The sequence below is a fragment of the Alistipes timonensis JC136 genome (genome assembly GCF_900107675.1).
Lineage (GTDB): Bacteria > Bacteroidota > Bacteroidia > Bacteroidales > Rikenellaceae > Alistipes > Alistipes timonensis.
The window spans coordinates 31,554-48,136 of record NZ_FNRI01000003.1; the positions used below are offsets into that span (position 1 = coordinate 31,554).

General features: G+C 60.7%; 13 protein-coding genes. 8 read left to right on the forward strand and 5 right to left on the reverse strand.

Going from position 1 to position 16,583, the window contains the following annotated elements:
• The first annotated feature begins 15 nt into the window (after nucleotides 1-15).
• The 6 genes from glgP (at nucleotide 16) to rimI (ending at nucleotide 11,237) form a co-directional block, all read left to right on the forward strand.
• Complete coding sequence (glgP, locus tag BLU78_RS04630) at nucleotides 16-4,266, forward strand: alpha-glucan family phosphorylase (RefSeq protein ID WP_010261223.1); 4,251 nt, start codon at nucleotides 16-18, stop codon at nucleotides 4,264-4,266.
• Between the two features lie 108 nt (nucleotides 4,267-4,374).
• Nucleotides 4,375-6,474 carry a glycogen debranching enzyme N-terminal domain-containing protein gene (locus BLU78_RS04635; protein ID WP_176791121.1) on the forward strand — a complete coding sequence of 700 codons (2,100 nt, stop codon included), beginning with the start codon at nucleotides 4,375-4,377 and terminating at the stop codon, nucleotides 6,472-6,474.
• A 143-nt stretch (nucleotides 6,475-6,617) separates the two neighbouring features.
• Nucleotides 6,618-7,937 (forward strand): glycosyltransferase family 4 protein, encoded by a 1,320-nt coding sequence (locus BLU78_RS04640; RefSeq protein WP_315969117.1) that lies wholly within the window; start codon nucleotides 6,618-6,620, stop codon nucleotides 7,935-7,937.
• 9 nt (nucleotides 7,938-7,946) lie between these two features.
• Nucleotides 7,947-9,164: a glycoside hydrolase family 57 protein gene (locus BLU78_RS04645; RefSeq protein ID WP_010261226.1), complete on the forward strand. Its 1,218-nt coding sequence runs from the start codon at nucleotides 7,947-7,949 to the stop codon at nucleotides 9,162-9,164.
• Between the two features lie 127 nt (nucleotides 9,165-9,291).
• On the forward strand, nucleotides 9,292-10,767 hold the full coding sequence (locus tag BLU78_RS04650) for a RimK family protein (RefSeq protein ID WP_010261227.1): 1,476 nt from the start codon (nucleotides 9,292-9,294) through the stop codon (nucleotides 10,765-10,767).
• Complete coding sequence (gene rimI, locus BLU78_RS04655) at nucleotides 10,764-11,237, forward strand: ribosomal protein S18-alanine N-acetyltransferase (protein WP_010261228.1); 474 nt, start codon at nucleotides 10,764-10,766, stop codon at nucleotides 11,235-11,237. Before BLU78_RS04650 ends, rimI begins: the two co-directional genes overlap by 4 nt.
• On the opposite strand, the gene BLU78_RS04660 is transcribed toward rimI, so the two are convergent.
• On the reverse strand, nucleotides 11,209-11,556 hold the full coding sequence (locus BLU78_RS04660) for a winged helix-turn-helix transcriptional regulator (protein WP_010261229.1): 348 nt from the start codon (nucleotides 11,554-11,556) through the stop codon (nucleotides 11,209-11,211). The two genes, rimI and BLU78_RS04660, sit on opposite strands and share 29 nt — an antisense overlap.
• Before the next feature lie 166 nt (nucleotides 11,557-11,722).
• Between BLU78_RS04660 and BLU78_RS04665 the strand changes: the two genes are divergently transcribed.
• Nucleotides 11,723-12,250 carry a DJ-1/PfpI family protein gene (locus BLU78_RS04665; RefSeq protein WP_020692104.1) on the forward strand — a complete coding sequence of 176 codons (528 nt, stop codon included), beginning with the start codon at nucleotides 11,723-11,725 and terminating at the stop codon, nucleotides 12,248-12,250.
• A gap of 35 nt (nucleotides 12,251-12,285) precedes the next feature.
• Here the strand turns inward: BLU78_RS04665 and bla are convergent, their stop codons facing one another.
• The 4 genes from bla to BLU78_RS04685 all read right to left on the reverse strand — a co-directional run bounded on the left by bla (nucleotide 12,286) and on the right by BLU78_RS04685 (nucleotide 16,093).
• On the reverse strand, nucleotides 12,286-13,167 hold the full coding sequence (bla, locus tag BLU78_RS04670; protein WP_010261232.1) for a class A beta-lactamase, subclass A2: 882 nt from the start codon (nucleotides 13,165-13,167) through the stop codon (nucleotides 12,286-12,288).
• Between the two features lie 6 nt (nucleotides 13,168-13,173).
• Complete coding sequence (locus tag BLU78_RS04675) at nucleotides 13,174-14,088, reverse strand: AraC family transcriptional regulator (RefSeq protein WP_010261233.1); 915 nt, start codon at nucleotides 14,086-14,088, stop codon at nucleotides 13,174-13,176.
• A gap of 121 nt (nucleotides 14,089-14,209) precedes the next feature.
• On the reverse strand, nucleotides 14,210-15,076 hold the full coding sequence (locus BLU78_RS04680) for a diacylglycerol/lipid kinase family protein (RefSeq protein ID WP_010261235.1): 867 nt from the start codon (nucleotides 15,074-15,076) through the stop codon (nucleotides 14,210-14,212).
• Between the two features lie 6 nt (nucleotides 15,077-15,082).
• Nucleotides 15,083-16,093: an FAD:protein FMN transferase gene (locus BLU78_RS04685; protein ID WP_010261238.1), complete on the reverse strand. Its 1,011-nt coding sequence runs from the start codon at nucleotides 16,091-16,093 to the stop codon at nucleotides 15,083-15,085.
• 190 nt (nucleotides 16,094-16,283) lie between these two features.
• Here BLU78_RS04685 and rpsO point away from each other — a divergent pair, with 190 nt between their 5' ends.
• The gene (gene rpsO, locus BLU78_RS04690; RefSeq protein WP_010261242.1) at nucleotides 16,284-16,556 is read left to right on the forward strand and encodes a 30S ribosomal protein S15; all 273 of its coding nucleotides are present in this window, start codon (nucleotides 16,284-16,286) and stop codon (nucleotides 16,554-16,556) included.
• Nucleotides 16,557-16,583 lie beyond the last annotated feature (27 nt).

Consider the following 16,583-nt stretch of genomic DNA (forward strand, 5'->3'; position numbering starts at 1 on the left):
AAACAAGCATAATATATGAGCAATGCAAAACACTCTCCCGACTTCCTGTTCGAGGTTAGTTGGGAGGTATGCAACAAGGTCGGCGGCATTCACACCGTCATCTCCACCAAGGCACAGACCGTAATCCGCAAATTCGCAGACCGCTATCTCCTGATCGGTCCCGACCTCTCGCACGAGGGCGTGAACCCCGAGTTCGAGGAGGACCCCGCGCTGTTGAAGGCGTGGCGCCAGAAACTCTACAACGAGGGCATCCGCGTGCGCGTCGGCCGCTGGAAGATCAAAGGCGAACCGACAGCGGTGCTGGTCGACTTCTCGTCGCTGATCCCCCGCAAGGACGAAATTCTCAAAAACCTCTGGGAGTCGTACCACGTGGACTCGATTTCGGGCCAGTGGGACTACATCGAACCGGTGCTCTTCGGCTGGGCCGCAGGCGTGGTGATCGCCTCCTACGTCGAGACCTTCTGCGCCCCGACCGACAAGGCCGCAGCGCATTTCCACGAATGGATGACCGCTGCCGGCGGCCTCTACCTGCGCAAACACGCCCCCTATGTGGCCACGGTGTTCACCACCCACGCCACGGTCATGGGCCGCTGCATCGCCGGCAACCGCCTGCCGCTTTATAACGACCTCACGAAATTCAACGCCGACGAACTGGCCCGCCAGTTCAACGTCACGGCCAAACATTCGATCGAGAAGATGGGCGCCACGTATCACGACGCCTTCCTCACGGTGAGCGACATCACGGCCAACGAGTGCAAGTACCTGCTGGGCCGCGAACCGGACGGCGTGACGCCCAACGGCTTCGAAAACGACTTCGTGTGGACCGGCGAGGAGTATTACGCCAAGCGCGACGAGGCCCGCAAGGCGATGATTACGGTGGCCGAGGCCTGTCTGGGCGAGAAGTTCTCGGGCGATCCGCTGATCGTCGGCACCAGCGGCCGCTACGAATTCCGCAACAAAGGCATCGACGTCTTCATCGAGTCGCTCAAACAGCTCGCGGCCTCGGACAAGCTCCGGCGCGAGGTGCTGGCCTACATCACCGTACCCGCCGGCAACCGCGGCCCGCGCGTCGATCTGCAGGCCCATCTGGCCGATGCGTCGAACCCCATCGACGGGAGCCAGTACAAATACACGACCCACTACCTCGAAAATCCGGCCTGGGACCCGGTCGTCAACGCCCTCAAAGACTCGATCCTGACCCGGCCCGAATCGAAGGTGAAGGTGATCTTCGTGCCGACGTACCTCAACAAGGCCGACGGTATCTTCAACAAGGATTATTACGAACTGCTGGTAGGCATGGACCTCACGGTCTTCCCCTCCTACTACGAGCCGTGGGGCTACACCCCGCTGGAATCGGTGGCTTTCTCGGTGCCGACCGTCACCACGACGCTGGCCGGATTCGGCCTCTGGGTGGACAAGCACCGCGAACACGCCGGCGTGGAGGTCGTCCGCCGCGACGACTACAACGACCGGGAGGTCGAACAGAAAGTCGCCGAGACGCTGCTGCGCTTCAGCCTGCTGGATGAGAAGCACGTGAACGAAATGCGCACCTCGGCTTACGAAATCTCGACGACAGCGCTCTGGGAGCACCTCTTCGCCGCCTACGAGCAGGCCTATTCCGAAGCGGTCGAGAGTTCGGTCGTGCGCACCAACCGCGCCGTGCTGGACGACGGCGGCGCCAAGACCGAACAGATCAACTTCGTGCGTCAGCAGCTCTTCGTCGAAAAGCCCGTCTGGAACCGCATGATGGTCGACAAGACGCTGCCCCGGCGGCTGCACGCCCTCGAGGAGCTTTCGCGCAACCTCTGGTGGTGCTGGAACCCCGGCGCCCGCGACCTGTTCGAAGGGATCGACCCTGTGCTGTGGGCCGAATGCGACCGCAACCCGATCGCCTTCCTCGACGCGCTGAGCGTCGAGCGTCTGAAAGAGCTCGAGAAAGATACGAATTTCCTCGCCATGCTCGATGCCGTGCATACGCAGTTCCGCGACTACATGAACGAGAAGCCCGACCCGAAGACCACGACGATCTCCTATTTCTCGATGGAGTACGGCCTGCACTCGTCGCTGAAAATCTACTCGGGCGGCCTGGGCATCCTGGCCGGCGACTACCTCAAAGAGGCTTCGGACAAGAACGTCCCGATGGCCGCCGTGGGCCTTTTGTACCGCTACGGCTACTTCACGCAGCGCCTCTCGGCGCAGGGCGCCCAGGAGGCGACCTACGAGGCGCAGAACTTCTATAAGCTACCCATCTCGCCCGTGCGCGACGAGGCCGGCAACTGGATGACGGTCACCATCGCCTTCCCGGGCCGCACGCTCTCGGCGCGCATCTGGAAATGCCAGGTGGGCCGCACGGACCTCTACCTGCTCGACGCCGACATCGAGGACAACCTCGAGGAGGACCGCCAGGTCACCCACCACCTCTACGGAGGCGACTGGGAGAACCGCCTCAAACAGGAGATTCTGCTGGGCATCGGCGGCATCCGCGCCCTGCGCCAGGTAGGCGTCAAACACGAGGTGTTCCACTGCAACGAGGGCCATGCCGCCTTTATCGGCGTGGAGCGCATCCGCGACCTGGTGAACCACCGCAAGCTCTCGTTCTCCGAAGCGCTGGAGGTCGTCCGCTCGTCGTCGCTCTTCACGACCCACACCCCCGTGCCGGCCGGCCACGACGCATTCCCCGAGTCGATGATCCGCCAGTACATGTCGCACTACCCCGACGTGCTGGGCATCACCTGGGAGCAATATATCAACCTGGGCAAGACCAACCCCAACGACCCCAACGAGAAATTCTCGATGTCGGTGCTGGCCTGCAATCTTTCGCAGGAGGTCAACGGCGTCTCGTGGCTCCACGGCGAGGTCTCGAAGGAAATTCTGGGCAGCATGTGGCCGGGTTACTTCAAAAACGAGCTCCACATCGGCTACGTCACCAACGGCGTGCACTTCCCGACATGGATCGCCACGTCGCTGCGACGCCTCTACGCCCGCTACTTCGCCGACGGTTTCGAAGGCCACGTCTACGACATCCCGGCCTGGCAGAAAGTGCACAACATCCCCGACGGCGAGCTGTGGGAGGAGCGTATGAAGCTCAAAAACAAGCTCATCAAACACATCCGCCGGCGTTACAGCGATCCCGCACAGGTGCGTCTCGACTCGCCGCGTCAGATGCTTCAGGTCATCGAGGGCATCAAACCCGACGTGCTGACCATCGGTTTCGCACGCCGCTTCGCCACCTACAAGCGCGCCTACCTGCTCTTCACGAACCTCGACCGGCTGGCCTCCATCGTCAACAACAAGGAGCGTCCCGTGCAGTTCATCTTCGCCGGCAAGGCCCACCCCAACGACAAGCCGGGGCAGGACCTCATCAAACGCATCGTCGAGGTGGCCGCCATGCCGCAGTTCGTGGGCAAGATCATCTTCCTGCAGAATTACGACATGGAGCTGGCGCGCCGCATGGTGCAGGGCGTCGACGTCTGGCTGAACACCCCGACGCGGCCGCTGGAGGCTTCGGGAACTTCGGGCGAAAAGTGCGTGATGAACGGCGTGATGCAGTTCTCGGTGCTCGACGGCTGGTGGGTCGAAGGCTACAAGGAGGGCGCCGGATGGATGCTGCCCATGGAGCGCACGTTCACCGACCAGCACTTCCAGGACGAACTCGACGCCGAGATGATCTACAACACCATCGAGGAGCAGATCGCCCCGAAATACTACGCCCGCGGCGAGGACAACATCCCCCACGAATGGGTGGCTTCGGTCAAAAAATGCGTGGCGGACATCGCCTCGAACTTCACGACCAACCGCATGCTGATCGACTATGAGGACCGCTTCTACAAGAAGCTGGCGGCCCGCAAGCGCGAACTGAGCGCCGACGCCTACCGCCTGGCCCGCGAAATCGCGGCCTGGAAACGCAAGGTCTCGGCGGCCTGGGACCAGGTCCGCGTGGTGGACGTAGAGCGCGTGAAGATCGACAAGGAGGCCGTCTGCGTCGGCGAGAAGTACCGCTTCTCGGTGACGGTGGACATCGCCAACCTCCGCCCGGAGGATATCGGCGTGGAAATGGTCATCGCCCGGCAGATCGTCGGCGGGCAGGGCGTCAACGTCACCCGCACGATCCGGCTCGAACATGCCCGCACGGACAACAACCTGGTAACCTATGCGTTGGACTACACACCCAACGAGGCCGGCACGTTCGACGTGGCGCTGCGCATCTATCCCAGCAATCCGCATCTTCCGCATCGCATGGATTTTGCATTGGTGAAATGGGCATAGGTTTCCAAACGGAAACGGATATTAAAAAGATGTCAATTTTCAGTTGCAGGATTGCAATAATCTGAAAATTTCAATATCTTTAAAGGACGAACAGCATTTTATAGCGATATGTCAGCACTTACTTTCGACAAAAGCGAATTGGGCAACCTGGAGTACTCGCTCCAGCGCGAGATGCTCGCAACGGACCGCATCGGCGGGTACATGAGCACGACCATCGTCTGCTGCAACACCCGCCGCTACCACGGACTGATGGTGGCGCCGATCGACGACAGCGGCCGGACTTACGTCCTGCTCTCGTCGCTCGACGAAACGGTGATCCAGCACGACCAGACGTTCAACCTGGCCCTGCACCGCTTCCCGGGGGTTTACGAACCCCGCGGGCACAAGTACATCACCGATTTCGAGTATACGCCGACTCCCACGGTCACCTACCGTGTGGGCGGAGTCATCCTCAAAAAGGAGATGCTCTGGATTCACAAGCGCACGCAGTTGATGATCCGCTATACGCTCGTGGACGCCCACTCCGAGACGCGCCTGAGGCTGCGCCCGTTCCTGGCTTTCCGCGACAAGCATGCGCTGACCCGCGCCAACATGGCTGCCGACGGGCACTCCTATCCGGCGGTCAACGGCGTGAAATGCCGCCTCTACGGTTCATTCCCGTGGCTCTACCTCCAGACGAGCAAGCCCGGGACGGAGTTCGTGCCGGCGCCCGACTGGTACTACAATTTCGAATACCAGCAGGACATCGCCCGCGGTTACGCGGGGCACGAGGACCTGCTGACGACGGGCTATTTCGAGACCGAGCTCAAAAAGGGCGAGAGCATCATCTTCTCGGCATCGCTCGACGAGATGGGCTCGACGAAGACCATCGAAGAGCTCTTCGACGGCTCCATCGCCCGGCGCACGCACAAGATCGATTTCATCAGCTGCCTCGAGCACTCGGCACGGCAATTCCTGATCCGCCGTCCGGGCAACCGCACGGAGGTCATATCGGGTTATCCGTGGCACGGGGTTTCGGGCCGTCAGACCTTCGTTTCGCTGCCGGGCATCACCCTGGAGCAGGAGCACAAGGAGGACTGCATCGACGCCCTCGACTACGAGGTGCGCGCCATGCAGGACGGCATGTTCGCCGGGAACGCCTCGGCGGCCGTGGCCGCGGACGCTCCGCTGTGGTTCTTCTGGACGTTGCAGCGGCTCGAGGCGCAGATCGGCGCCAAGGCCGTCTGGGAACGCTACGGCGAGGCGATGAAACAAATACTGGAAGCCTATAAGCAAGGCGTCGCAGGCCGGGTCCTGCTCAACGAGAACGGCCTCGTGTGGGCCTCGTCGGAGCACGTGCCCCTGACTTGGATGAACTCGGTGATCGACGGACAGCCGGTCACCCCGCGCAACGGCTATCAGGTCGAGGTCAACGCCCTGTGGTACAACGCCGTCCGCTACACGCTGCGGCTGGCGGGCGAACACGGCGACAAGAAGTTCGTGAAAGCCTGGGAGGCGCTGCCCGAAAGGACCGCGGCGGCGTTCAACGAGCTGTTCCGCCTGCCGGAAGGCTATCTGGCCGACTACATCGGCTGCGAGGGCGCTTCGACGGACATCCGTCCGAACATGATCCTCGCCTGCGGACTTCCCTACAAGATGCTCGACGAGCAGGCCCAGCTGGAAGTGATCCGCACCGTGCGCCAGCACCTCGTGACCCCCAAGGGACTGCGGACGCTCTCGCCCCGCAACCCGCTCTACAAGGGTTCGCAGGTGGGTACGCCCGCAGAACGCGACTTCGCGGGCAAGAACGGTTCGGTATGGCCGTGGCTGCTGTCGTTCTACGTGCAGGCCTGCTTCGACATCGACGGAGACTCGTTCCTGCCGCAGGCCGAGGAGATACTGGCCAATTTCGAGGAGGACATCCAGACCTACGGCATCGGCTCGATCGGCGAGCTGTTCGACGCCGATCCCCCGTTCTCACCCCGCGGAGCCATTTCGCAGGCGTGGAGCGTGGCGGCCGTGCTGGACATTTACGGCATGATCCGGCGCCGCAAACCGGAAGAAAAGCCCCGGAAGGCGGAGAAAGTCGTGAAAAAGTCGACGGCAAAGACTGCGAAGGCTTCAAAAAACGTTAGTAAGAAAGGGGTTGCCGCTAAAGCGGCAACGCCGGCGGCCAAGGCGGCCGAAACCGCCGGAAAGGCAGTAAGAAAAAGGGCCGCAAAGAAATAAAACAGAATTGTGCCGAAGGGAAGTCTCCGCCTTGGCGGAGACTTAGGGGTGAGTCAGACTTATAAACACGGCCGCAGGCCGTGAGCCGGAAACCTCGGGATGCGTGGAAACGATGGAAATCAGTAAAAACAAGGAATAACGGTATGAGAGTATTAATGTTCGGATGGGAGTTTCCGCCCCATATTGCGGGCGGACTGGGAACCGCCTGCTACGGAATGACCCGCGGACTGGCACGCAACGGCGTCAACGTCACCTTCGTCGTCCCGCACGCCTACGGCGACGAGGACCAGCGGTTTACCCATGTGATGAATGCCAGCGACGTGGAGGCCATGTACGGCTCGACGGGAAGCGGCGCGGACGACATTCTGGAAAAGATGTCGTTCATCCACATCGACTCGAACATGGTTCCCTACATCTCGCCGGAGGAGTACGAAGTCTATCACGAGAAATATGTCAAATCGGGTGAGCGGACCTGGTCGACGACCGATGTCTGGAAACAGCGCTACACCTTCTCGGGCAAGTACGGCGCCAACCTCATGGAGGAGGTCGCCCGCTATGCCGTGGTCGCCGCGCAGGTGGCCAAGGAGCTGGAAGGGCAGTTCGACGTGATCCACGCCCACGACTGGCTCACCTACTACGCGGGCATCGCCGCCAAACGCGTCTCCGGAAAACCGCTGGTGGTGCACATGCACGCCACGGAGTACGACCGCTCGGGCGAGAACGTCAATACGCAGGTCTACGCCATCGAGCGCGCCGGCATGCACGCCGCCGACCGGGTGATCGCCGTGTCGAACCTCACGCGCAACATCGTCATCAACCGCTACGGGGTTCCGGCCGACCGGGTCGTGACGGTGCACAACGCCGTGCGCTTCGCCGAGAACAGCGGCAAGGTCCCCGAACGGGGCGTCGAGGACAAGATCGTGACCTTCCTGGGCCGCATCACCTACCAGAAAGGCCCCGACTATTTCGTGGAGGCCGCCGCCAAGGTGCTGAAGCGCGTGCCCGACGTGCGCTTCGTGATGGCCGGCTCGGGCGACATGATGAACCACGTCATCCGCCGCGTGGCGCGGCTCGGCATCGCCGACCGTTTCCACTTCACGGGATTCCTGCGCGGGGAGGACGTGCACAAGATGTTCCAGCTGTCGGATGTCTATGTGATGCCTTCGGTGTCGGAGCCGTTCGGCATCTCGCCCCTCGAGGCGATGCGTTCGAACGTGCCGGTCATCATTTCGAAACAGAGCGGCGTGGCCGAGGTGCTGGACTACGCCGTAAAGGTCGACTACTGGGACGTGGATGCACTGGCCGACGCCATCTACGGACTTATCAAATACCCCGCCCTCTCAGGCATGTTCGCTTCGAAAGGGCTCGAAGAGGTCACCAACCTCAAGTGGAACGACGCCGCGGCCAAGATCAAATCGGTTTACGAAGCCGTGATCGAAGAGAATAAAAAACAATCAAAATAACCACCCGCCATGAAAACCGTCTGTCTCTATTTTCAGGTACATCAGCCCTGGCGTCTGAAGAAATACCGTTTCTTCAACATGGGCAAAGACCATAACTATCTGGATGACCTCCTGAACCGCTCGATCATGCAGAAGGTGGCCCGCCAGTGCTACCTGCCGATGAACGCCCTGCTGCTGAAACTCATCAAAGAGAACAAGGGCAAATTCCGCTGTTCGTTCTCGATCACGGGCATCGCCGTCGAGCAGTTCCGTGCGTTCGCTCCCGAGGTCCTCGACTCGTTCAAAGAGCTGGCGGCGACGGGATGCGTGGAGTTCCTGGCCGAGACCTACTCCCACTCGCTGGCCTCGCTGGCTTCGAAAGAGGATTTCCGGGAACAGGTGAAACTGCACACGAGCCTCATCAAAAAGGAGTTCGGCATGAAGCCCACGGCGTTCCGCAACACGGAGCTGATCTACTCGGACGAGATCGGCGAGATGGTGGCCGGCATGGGCTTCCGCACGATGCTGGCCGAGGGCGCCAAGCACGTGCTGGGCTGGAAATCGCCCAACTACGTCTACGCCAACGCCATCGACCAAAAGCTGCGTCTGCTGCTGCGCAACTACAAGCTCTCGGACGACATCGCGTTCCGCTTCTCGAACAAGAGCTGGGACCAGTGGCCGCTGACGGTGGACAAATACGTGCAATGGCTGGCTTCGGACGAGACGCCGGGCGAGGTGGTGAACCTGTTCATGGACTACGAGACGTTCGGCGAGCACCAGAACGCCGACACGGGCATCTTCGAATTCATGCGCGCGCTTCCCAAGGCGGTCCTGGCCAAGAAGAACGGCCTGGAGTTCGCCACGGTGACCGAAGCGGCGAAGAAATACCAGCCGGTAGCCGTGCTCCACTGCCCGCACGTGATGTCGTGGGCCGACGAGGAGCGCGACGTGACGGCATGGCTGGGCAACGAGCTGCAGAACGAGGCGTTCTCGAAACTCTACGCCCTGAAAGAGAAGGTCACGGCGCTGAAGAATCCCGATTTCGACTACGTGTGGAGTTTCATGCAGACCTCCGACCACTTCTATTATATGGCCACCAAGTGGCTGTCGGACGGCGACGTGCACTCCTATTTCAACCCCTACGATTCGGCTTACGACGCCTTCATCAACTACATGAACGTCCTCTCGGATTTCAGCATCGAACTGGACAAGGCCGTGGAGGCCAAGGCGGTCAGAAAGCGGTCCTGAGTGCGCCGCAAACGATGATAAAACGGGTCCCTGCGGGGGCCCGTTTTTTTATTTCGCACAATCGGCGCGCAAGGTGTACAACCGATGCCTTATTTGCTTACATTTGGCCCGTTGAAAACCCTCTTTTATGAATAGCGTCCTCATCCTGCTGAACAGCCTCAACGACTGGAAGCCCTATTGCGAAACCGATTCGCTCGTCACCGTAACCGACTACCTCGAACACCGTTACGGGGAGCGGAAGCCCAAGCTGGTCATCAACCTGAGCGACGACTACGGCTACAACTCCGAAGGTTACTACTGTTCGCTGCTGGCCCAGGCCCGGGGGCACCGGGTGCTGCCGGGCGTCGAGACCCTCAACAAGCTCGAATCGGGCGCCGGAATCCGCATGACGCGCAGCCTGCAGCAGTTGTGCCACCAATGGATCGAACGCAACCGCATCTCGAACGAAATCTGGCAGCTGAACATCTACTTCGGGACCTGCCGGGAGAAAGGGCTGGAGAAGATCGCCCGCTTCGTCTTCGACCACTACCCCTGCCCGGTCCTGCGCGTGGTGATGAACAACCATGCGCGCAACCAGATCGAATCGGTGCAGGCGCTCCCGCTGCGCCAGCTCTCGGAGAGCGAGCAGGACGACTTCGCCAATGCGCTGGACTGCTTCAACAAGAAAGTATGGCGGTCGCCGCGCTCGGCCAAGCCCGCGCGCTACAACCTCGCCATCCTCTACGACCCGAACGAGAAATTCCCGCCCAGCGACAAGGACGCCCTCAACAAGTTCCTCGAGGTGGCCCGCAAAATGAACATCCATGCCGAACTGATTACCGAGGAGGAGGCCACGCGGCTGATGGAGTTCGACGCGCTGTTCATCCGCACGACCACCTCGCTCAACCACTACACTTACCGCCTCGCCCAGCGGGCCGCGATGAACGACATCGCCGTGATCGACGATCCCGAGTCGATCATCCGCTGCACGAACAAGGTCTACCTGTGCGAGCTGTTCGAGAAGGCGCGCATCCCGGCACCCGCTTCGCAGCTGCTTTTCCGACTCAACGACTACACGTTCGAGGAGATCAGCGAACGGCTCGGAGCGCCCTTCATCCTCAAAATTCCCGACGGATCGTTCTCGGTCGGCATGCACAAAGTCGGCAATGAGGAGGAACTGCGCGCAGCTCTCGGCGAGATGTTCGAACACTCGGCCGTGCTGCTCGCCCAGGAGTTCATCCCCACGGAGTTCGACTGGCGGATCGGCCTGCTGGACGGCGAACCGCTCTTCGCCTGCAAATACTACATGGCCAAGGGACATTGGCAGATTTACAACCACGCCCACGACGACACGGGCCGCAACCTGTGCGGGGCGTGGGAAACGGTACCCATCTACAAAGCCCCTCAGAAAGTGCTCGACACGGCGGTCAGGGCCGCGGCGCTGATCGGCAAGGGATTGTACGGCGTGGACCTGAAACTCATCAACGGAAAGGCCGTGGTGATCGAGATCAACGACAATCCGTCGATCGACCACGAAGTCGAGGATGCCGTGCTGGGCGACGAACTCTATTACCGCATCCTCAACCACTTCGTCCACTGCCTCAACCGCCTGCACGCCCAATGACGACGCCGATCGGCATACGCCCGGCGACGACCGGGGACCTCGACGTCGTGGCGGCCGTCGAACGGAGCTGTTTTCCGGAGGACGAGGCCTTTTCGCGGCGGCAGCTGCGCTATCTGCTGGAACAGGCCGAGGGGACTTCCTACGTCGCCTGCCGCGGACAGGAGGTCGTCGGCTACATCACGCTGCTGACGCGGCGCACGGCCCGCAACCTGCGCATCTACTCCGTGGCGGTAGACCCCGCGGCCCGCGGATGCGGAGCCGGACAAGCGCTGGTGGATGCGGCGATTGCATTGGCCCGACGGCTCGGACTGGATGAAGTGACGCTCGAAGTGCGCACCGACAACGCCCCGGCCATCGGACTTTACACCCGCAACGGGTTTCGGGCCGGAAAGCTGCTGCGCGGCTACTATCCCGACGGCGCCGACGCCCGGCGGATGTCGCTCAGGATTTCCGGCGGGCGCCCAGAATAGCCTCTTTGTTGGCCTCAGCCCACTCCACCAGCCCGAAGATGTGCGGCAGCAGGCTCCTGCCGCGTTCCGTAAGACTATATTCCACCCGCGGGGGCACCTCGGCATAGACCTCGCGGCGGACCATTCCGTCGGTTTCGAGCATCCGCAGCGTGACGGTCAGCATGCGGTGCGAAATGTCGCCCAACGTGCGGTGAATCTCGCTGAAACGCATCACGCCGTTGGCGTCGAGCGTCAGCAGCACCAGCATCGACCATTTGTCCCCCAGCCGGCTCAGTATGTCCCGGATCGGGCAGCTACCCGTGGGTGTAAAATTCTGCAAACTTTTTTCCGATTCCATCCGTTTGGCATTCAGCAATGGTTACTTCGACGTAACCATCTCATCTTTAAGTGCGTTCTTGTTTTTGCGGGTGGTTTGCCCTATATTTGTACGCAAATGTAATAAACTTACTGAAAATAACCATTGTTCCATTAAACGAATCGCAATCATGGCAAAAAAAGTAGCCGTCGTGGCCGTGAATCCCGTGAACGGGATGGGCCTGTTCCAGTATTTGGAAACGTTTTTCGAAAACAAGATTCCCTGCACCGTGTTCGCCGTGGCCGACAGCCGCGAGATCCGCACCAATTCGGGCATCGGGCTGACCGCCGATGATGTCATCGCCAACCTCAAAGGGCACGAGGACGAATACGACGCCCTCGTATTCGCCTGCGGCGACGCCGTACCGGTCTTTGCTCAACATGCCGGCGAACCCTGGAACAAGGACCTGATGGAAGTGCTGAAAACCTTCGGGGAGAAGGGCAAGCTGATGATCGGCCACTGCGCCGCAGGAATGATGTTCGGATTCGCAGGCACCGCCGCCGGACGGAGGGTCGCCGTGCATCCGCTGGCCAAAGCCGCCGTGACGGGCCCCGTGGCAACGGACGCCCCGTTCGAAATCGACGGCAATTTCTACACTGCACAGGAGGAGCACGCCATCCCGGCGATGATCCGGCAAGTGGTCGAGGCGCTGAAATAGCGTATGAAAAAGCCCCTCTCCGGAGGGGCATTTCATTATCGCCGGGTGGCGTAATCGTAAACGAGCCGCGAAATCCGGGCGATGACGGCGGCGTTGGTCCGGTCGTCCTCGCGGGAATCCATGACGAAGACCGCAATCGAATAGCTGCGTCCGTCGGGCAGGCGCACAATGCCGATATCGTTGTCGGCGACCATCACGCCCTGCGCATCGCGGAAAGCGCTGCCGGTCTTGTGCGCCACGGCGACGCCGGGAGGCAGCAGGCCCCGGAGTTTGTCGGGGCCGGTCTCCGTGGCGAACATCGTCTTCAGCAGAAAATCCCCGGATTCGGCGGAGAGGAGCTTCCCGCGGCGGAAAAGTTCGAGCAGCCGCACGGCGGCCAGCGGCGTGGCCCAGTTGAGATACTGGTTGTCCGTACGGCGGTGCATGGTTTCCTCGTCGGCCGCGATCTCTGTTTCACCGACGCCCAGCCCGGCGATGTAGCGGTTCACGACTTCCGGCCCGCCCAGAAACCGGAACAGCAGGTCGCAGACGTTGTTATCGCTCTGCGCAACGCTGTACGCCAGCAGTTCCGCCACGGTGAACCGACCGCCCCCGGGACAGGCTTCGCGCAGCGGCGACCACGTATCGGGAAGCAGATCGGACCGGAGGACCGGAATGCGTGTCGTGAGGGGAAGGCCGCTGCGGTCGAGGCGGTTGAGCACGGCCAACGCCTGGTGAAACTTATAGACGCTCATCGTGGGATAGCGGCAGGCGTTGTTCACCACGAGCGTATCGCCTTCTTCGAACACGACCGCAACACCCACCGTCGCCCGCACCGAGTCGGCCACAGCGCGGACGGCACGTCCGAGGGATTCGTCACGGGCCGAAAGGGGCGCGGCCGCCGCGAGGCAGCAACACAGCAGGAACAGTCGTTTCATGGCGTATCAGCCTTTCCGCTTGTAGCGCGAGGGCGAAGTGCCCGTATGCTGTTTGAAATACTTGCCGAAAAAGGACTGGGTCGAGAAATTCAGGTGATAGGCGATCTCCTGAATGCTCATGCCCGAATATTTCAGCAGGGCCTTGGCCTCGAGGATCACCGATTCGTCGATCCACCGAGCGGCGGTCTTGCCGCTCACCTCCTTCACCACCGAAGAGAGGTATTTGGGCGTGATATTGAGCTGCTTGGCGTAGAAGCTCACATTACGCTCACGTTTGTTGTACTGCTGGAGCAGCGACATGAACTCGTCGAACAGCACCTCGCAGCGGCCCTGTTTGATCTCGCCGGGCTGCTCGCGCTGGTTGATCTCGGTGATGATATAGAACGCCGTGGTGAAAAGCGTGCGGATGATCTCGTGGCGGTAGCGCTCCTTGTCGCTGCGGAGCATGGTTTTGATGAGCTGGAACAACTGGCGGATTTCATCCACGTCCTGCGGCGTCACCTCCAGCACCGGGGCCTTGCCGAAGCGCATGTAGACCGGCAGCGAGGTCGAGAGGTCGATCTGGATCTCGTTGACGAACGATTTCGAGAAAGCCAGCAGGTAGGCCGCGGCGTTCGACGAACATTTGACCGTGCGGATGATCGAATCGGGGTTGAAAAAGACGATGGTGTTGGGTTTGATGTTGTAATTCTGCATGTCAATCGACACCGTGGCCTCGCCCGCCATCATGATAATGGCCGTAAAACCGTCGATCGAGGTCGGATAGTCGGCCGTAGTGTTCTTGTCGGCCGTGAGTGTGGAGATGACCAGATCGTCCGAAAGGTAAAAGACATCGCTCATCTCCTTTTTGAGCCGGGAGATGGAAACTTTCCGCAGGTTTTCACGTCCGCTGCCGCGCGTCGCCTTGCCATTATCCGCCATATCGTCGTAGTTTTTCCGACAAAAGTAACAAAAACGGTCCGAAATCGCAACCCCGCCCCCAAAAAGAGTCGGAAAAATATTTCACCAAGCCCTCTCCGAACCCTCCGCCCGCAGCGGTTCCTTATTGCTGTTTTGCGCACATGATGCGCAGACCTCCGGCGATGCACTCGATGTGCAGCGGAAATTCGGCGCCCTTCTGCCCGTCGACATCCGTCGGCTCGTTGACCGTCGAGCGGATGTCGATCGTCCGCGCCTGCAGGTGGCGGACGATCTTCGGCTGCCCGCCCGCCAGGTAACGGCACATGGCCAGCGTCGAACGGAAAAAATTCTTCTTCTCCAGCAGGATGCAGTCGAAAAGGCCGTCTTTGATCGACGAACGGCGCGCCAGGTGGAAGCCGCCGGCCGTCTCGCCGTTGAAAATCAGCACCATCAGCGACCGCAGGTCGAACCGTTCACCGTCGGCCTCGATCTCCAACGGCACGGCGTGCATCGAGCGGAACTCCTTGACTCCCTCGATGATATAGGCCAGCTTACCGATCCTGTGCTTGCGCTTGTCGGGCGTACGCTGCGAAGTGGTCGTGAAGATGCCGAACGAGAAGATGTTGACAAACCAAAGCCCGTTCACGCACCCCACGTCGACCCGCTCGACGCCTCCCGAAGCGATCTGCCGCGCCGCTTCGAGCGGTTCGCGCGACATGCCCAGCGCCCGGGCGAAATCGTTGGCCGTACCCGAGGGAATCACCCCGAGGGGAATATCCAGCCCCTTGCGCTTCATGGCATTGACCACGTAGTTGACCGTGCCGTCGCCGCCCGCCACGACCATCAGGTCGATCGTCTCGTTGCCGTCGAAAGGATTGGCACTGAAATCGATCAGCCGGGGTTCGATCTCGTAGCCGTAAGCCCGGAAGACGGTGCAAATGGCCTCGACGCTTCGGGCGGCCTTGCCTTTGCCCGACTGCGTATTATAAAGAAATACAGCCTGTTTCATATCTCGTTATTGCATAATCAAAGCCTCCATAGCCGGCGAAACATATTCCTCGTATTCGTCGCCGTCGCCCGCGAGGATGAAATAGACCTTCATCCCGGGCATGGCCGCAGCAGCAGCCAGCGCATCGTCGGCGCCCATGGCCAGGAACATGGTTCCCAGAGCGTCGGCCTCGGCGCAGGTCGAAGCCGCGACCGTCACCGACAGCAGGCGCGAAACGGCGCTGCGGCCCGTGCGCGGATCAATGGTGTGGGCGACTTTATTGCCCTCTCCGTCGAGGTAGAAACGGCGGTAGTTGCCCGAAGTCGCCAGTCCGCCGTCATGTAGCCGGACCCGCTTCTGAAGGTATTCGCCGTTCGACATATTGCCGTCGAAAGGGGTCTCGATGCCGATGCGCCACGCATCGCCCCGGCGGTTGACGCCCCGGCAGCGGACCTCGCCGCCGATGTCGACGATGTAATTCTCGGCGCCGTATTTCTCGACCAGGGCAGCCAGCAGGTCGACCGTATACCCCTTGGCTATCGAATTGAAATCGAGCTGCACACGGGGATCGTCCTTCACCAGACGGCCGTTCTCGACACGCACCTTTTCGCGCCCCACGAATTCGAGGATCGAATCGACGTTCGGACGCTCGACGCGCTCCTTCCCGGCGAATCCCCACGCCTCGACCAGCGGTTTGACGGTCACGTCGTAACGGCCGTCGCTCAGGGCCCCGATGCTGTCCGCCAGATGCAGGTTGAAGGCGATATGACGGTCCACGGAGTCGGTTTCGCTGCGGTTCAGGCGGCTCAGCAGCGACGTGGAGTCGTAGATCGACATCGACGCCTTGGCCTCGCGGTCGAGCTCCATCGCGGCGGCGTAAAGTTCCTGCGGCGAGACGCCCCGCACATCGGCCACCACGTGCAGCGTCGTGCCCAGCATCACCCCGTCGACCGAGACGTAGGCGGGACGGCCTCCGCAGCCCCAGAAAGCAACCGTCACAAGCGCGGCCAGAGCCCCGCAGATACCCTTTTTCAGCATAATCCTCACTTGTTTAGCCGCAAAAATACGATTTTCCCGGCGATCTCGTCATTTTTTGGCCCGAAAAGGTGATAATTTTTAATTTTTAATTCTTAATTATTAATTATATTCGTACCTTTGCGGAACGCTCTGGCGTTATCCACGGTAAGGGGGATGCGTCGTAGAGTGGAACGTAAACAAATTTTACAAAATGGCTTATTTAACAGCTGAGAAAAAGCAGGAGCTTTTCGGCCAGTACGGCAAGTCTAACACCGACACGGGTTCGCCCGAAAGTCAGATCGCGTTGTTTTCCTACCGTATCAGCCACCTTACAAACCACCTCAAAAGCAACAAGCACGACTTCGGAACCCAGCGCGCACTGCTGCGTCTGGTAGGTAAGCGTCGCCAATTGCTGGAGTACCTCAAGGAGGTCGACATCGAGCGCTACCGCGCAATTATCAAGACGCTCAATCTCCGCAAGTAATCCCGAGGAAGAAATGAAGGCAATTCC

Coding starts and splice junctions, on each gene's coding strand:
- glgP (WP_010261223.1), top strand. CDS start 16: ATGAGCAATGCAAAACACTCTCCCGACTTCCTGTTCGAGGTTAGTTGG.
- BLU78_RS04635 (WP_176791121.1), top strand. CDS start 4,375: ATGTCAGCACTTACTTTCGACAAAAGCGAATTGGGCAACCTGGAGTAC.
- BLU78_RS04640 (WP_315969117.1), top strand. CDS start 6,618: ATGAGAGTATTAATGTTCGGATGGGAGTTTCCGCCCCATATTGCGGGC.
- BLU78_RS04645 (WP_010261226.1), top strand. CDS start 7,947: ATGAAAACCGTCTGTCTCTATTTTCAGGTACATCAGCCCTGGCGTCTG.
- BLU78_RS04650 (WP_010261227.1), top strand. CDS start 9,292: ATGAATAGCGTCCTCATCCTGCTGAACAGCCTCAACGACTGGAAGCCC.
- rimI (WP_010261228.1), top strand. CDS start 10,764: ATGACGACGCCGATCGGCATACGCCCGGCGACGACCGGGGACCTCGAC.
- BLU78_RS04665 (WP_020692104.1), top strand. CDS start 11,723: ATGGCAAAAAAAGTAGCCGTCGTGGCCGTGAATCCCGTGAACGGGATG.
- bla (WP_010261232.1), bottom strand. CDS start 13,167: ATGAAACGACTGTTCCTGCTGTGTTGCTGCCTCGCGGCGGCCGCGCCC.
- BLU78_RS04675 (WP_010261233.1), bottom strand. CDS start 14,088: ATGGCGGATAATGGCAAGGCGACGCGCGGCAGCGGACGTGAAAACCTG.
- BLU78_RS04680 (WP_010261235.1), bottom strand. CDS start 15,076: ATGAAACAGGCTGTATTTCTTTATAATACGCAGTCGGGCAAAGGCAAG.
- BLU78_RS04685 (WP_010261238.1), bottom strand. CDS start 16,093: ATGCTGAAAAAGGGTATCTGCGGGGCTCTGGCCGCGCTTGTGACGGTT.
- rpsO (WP_010261242.1), top strand. CDS start 16,284: ATGGCTTATTTAACAGCTGAGAAAAAGCAGGAGCTTTTCGGCCAGTAC.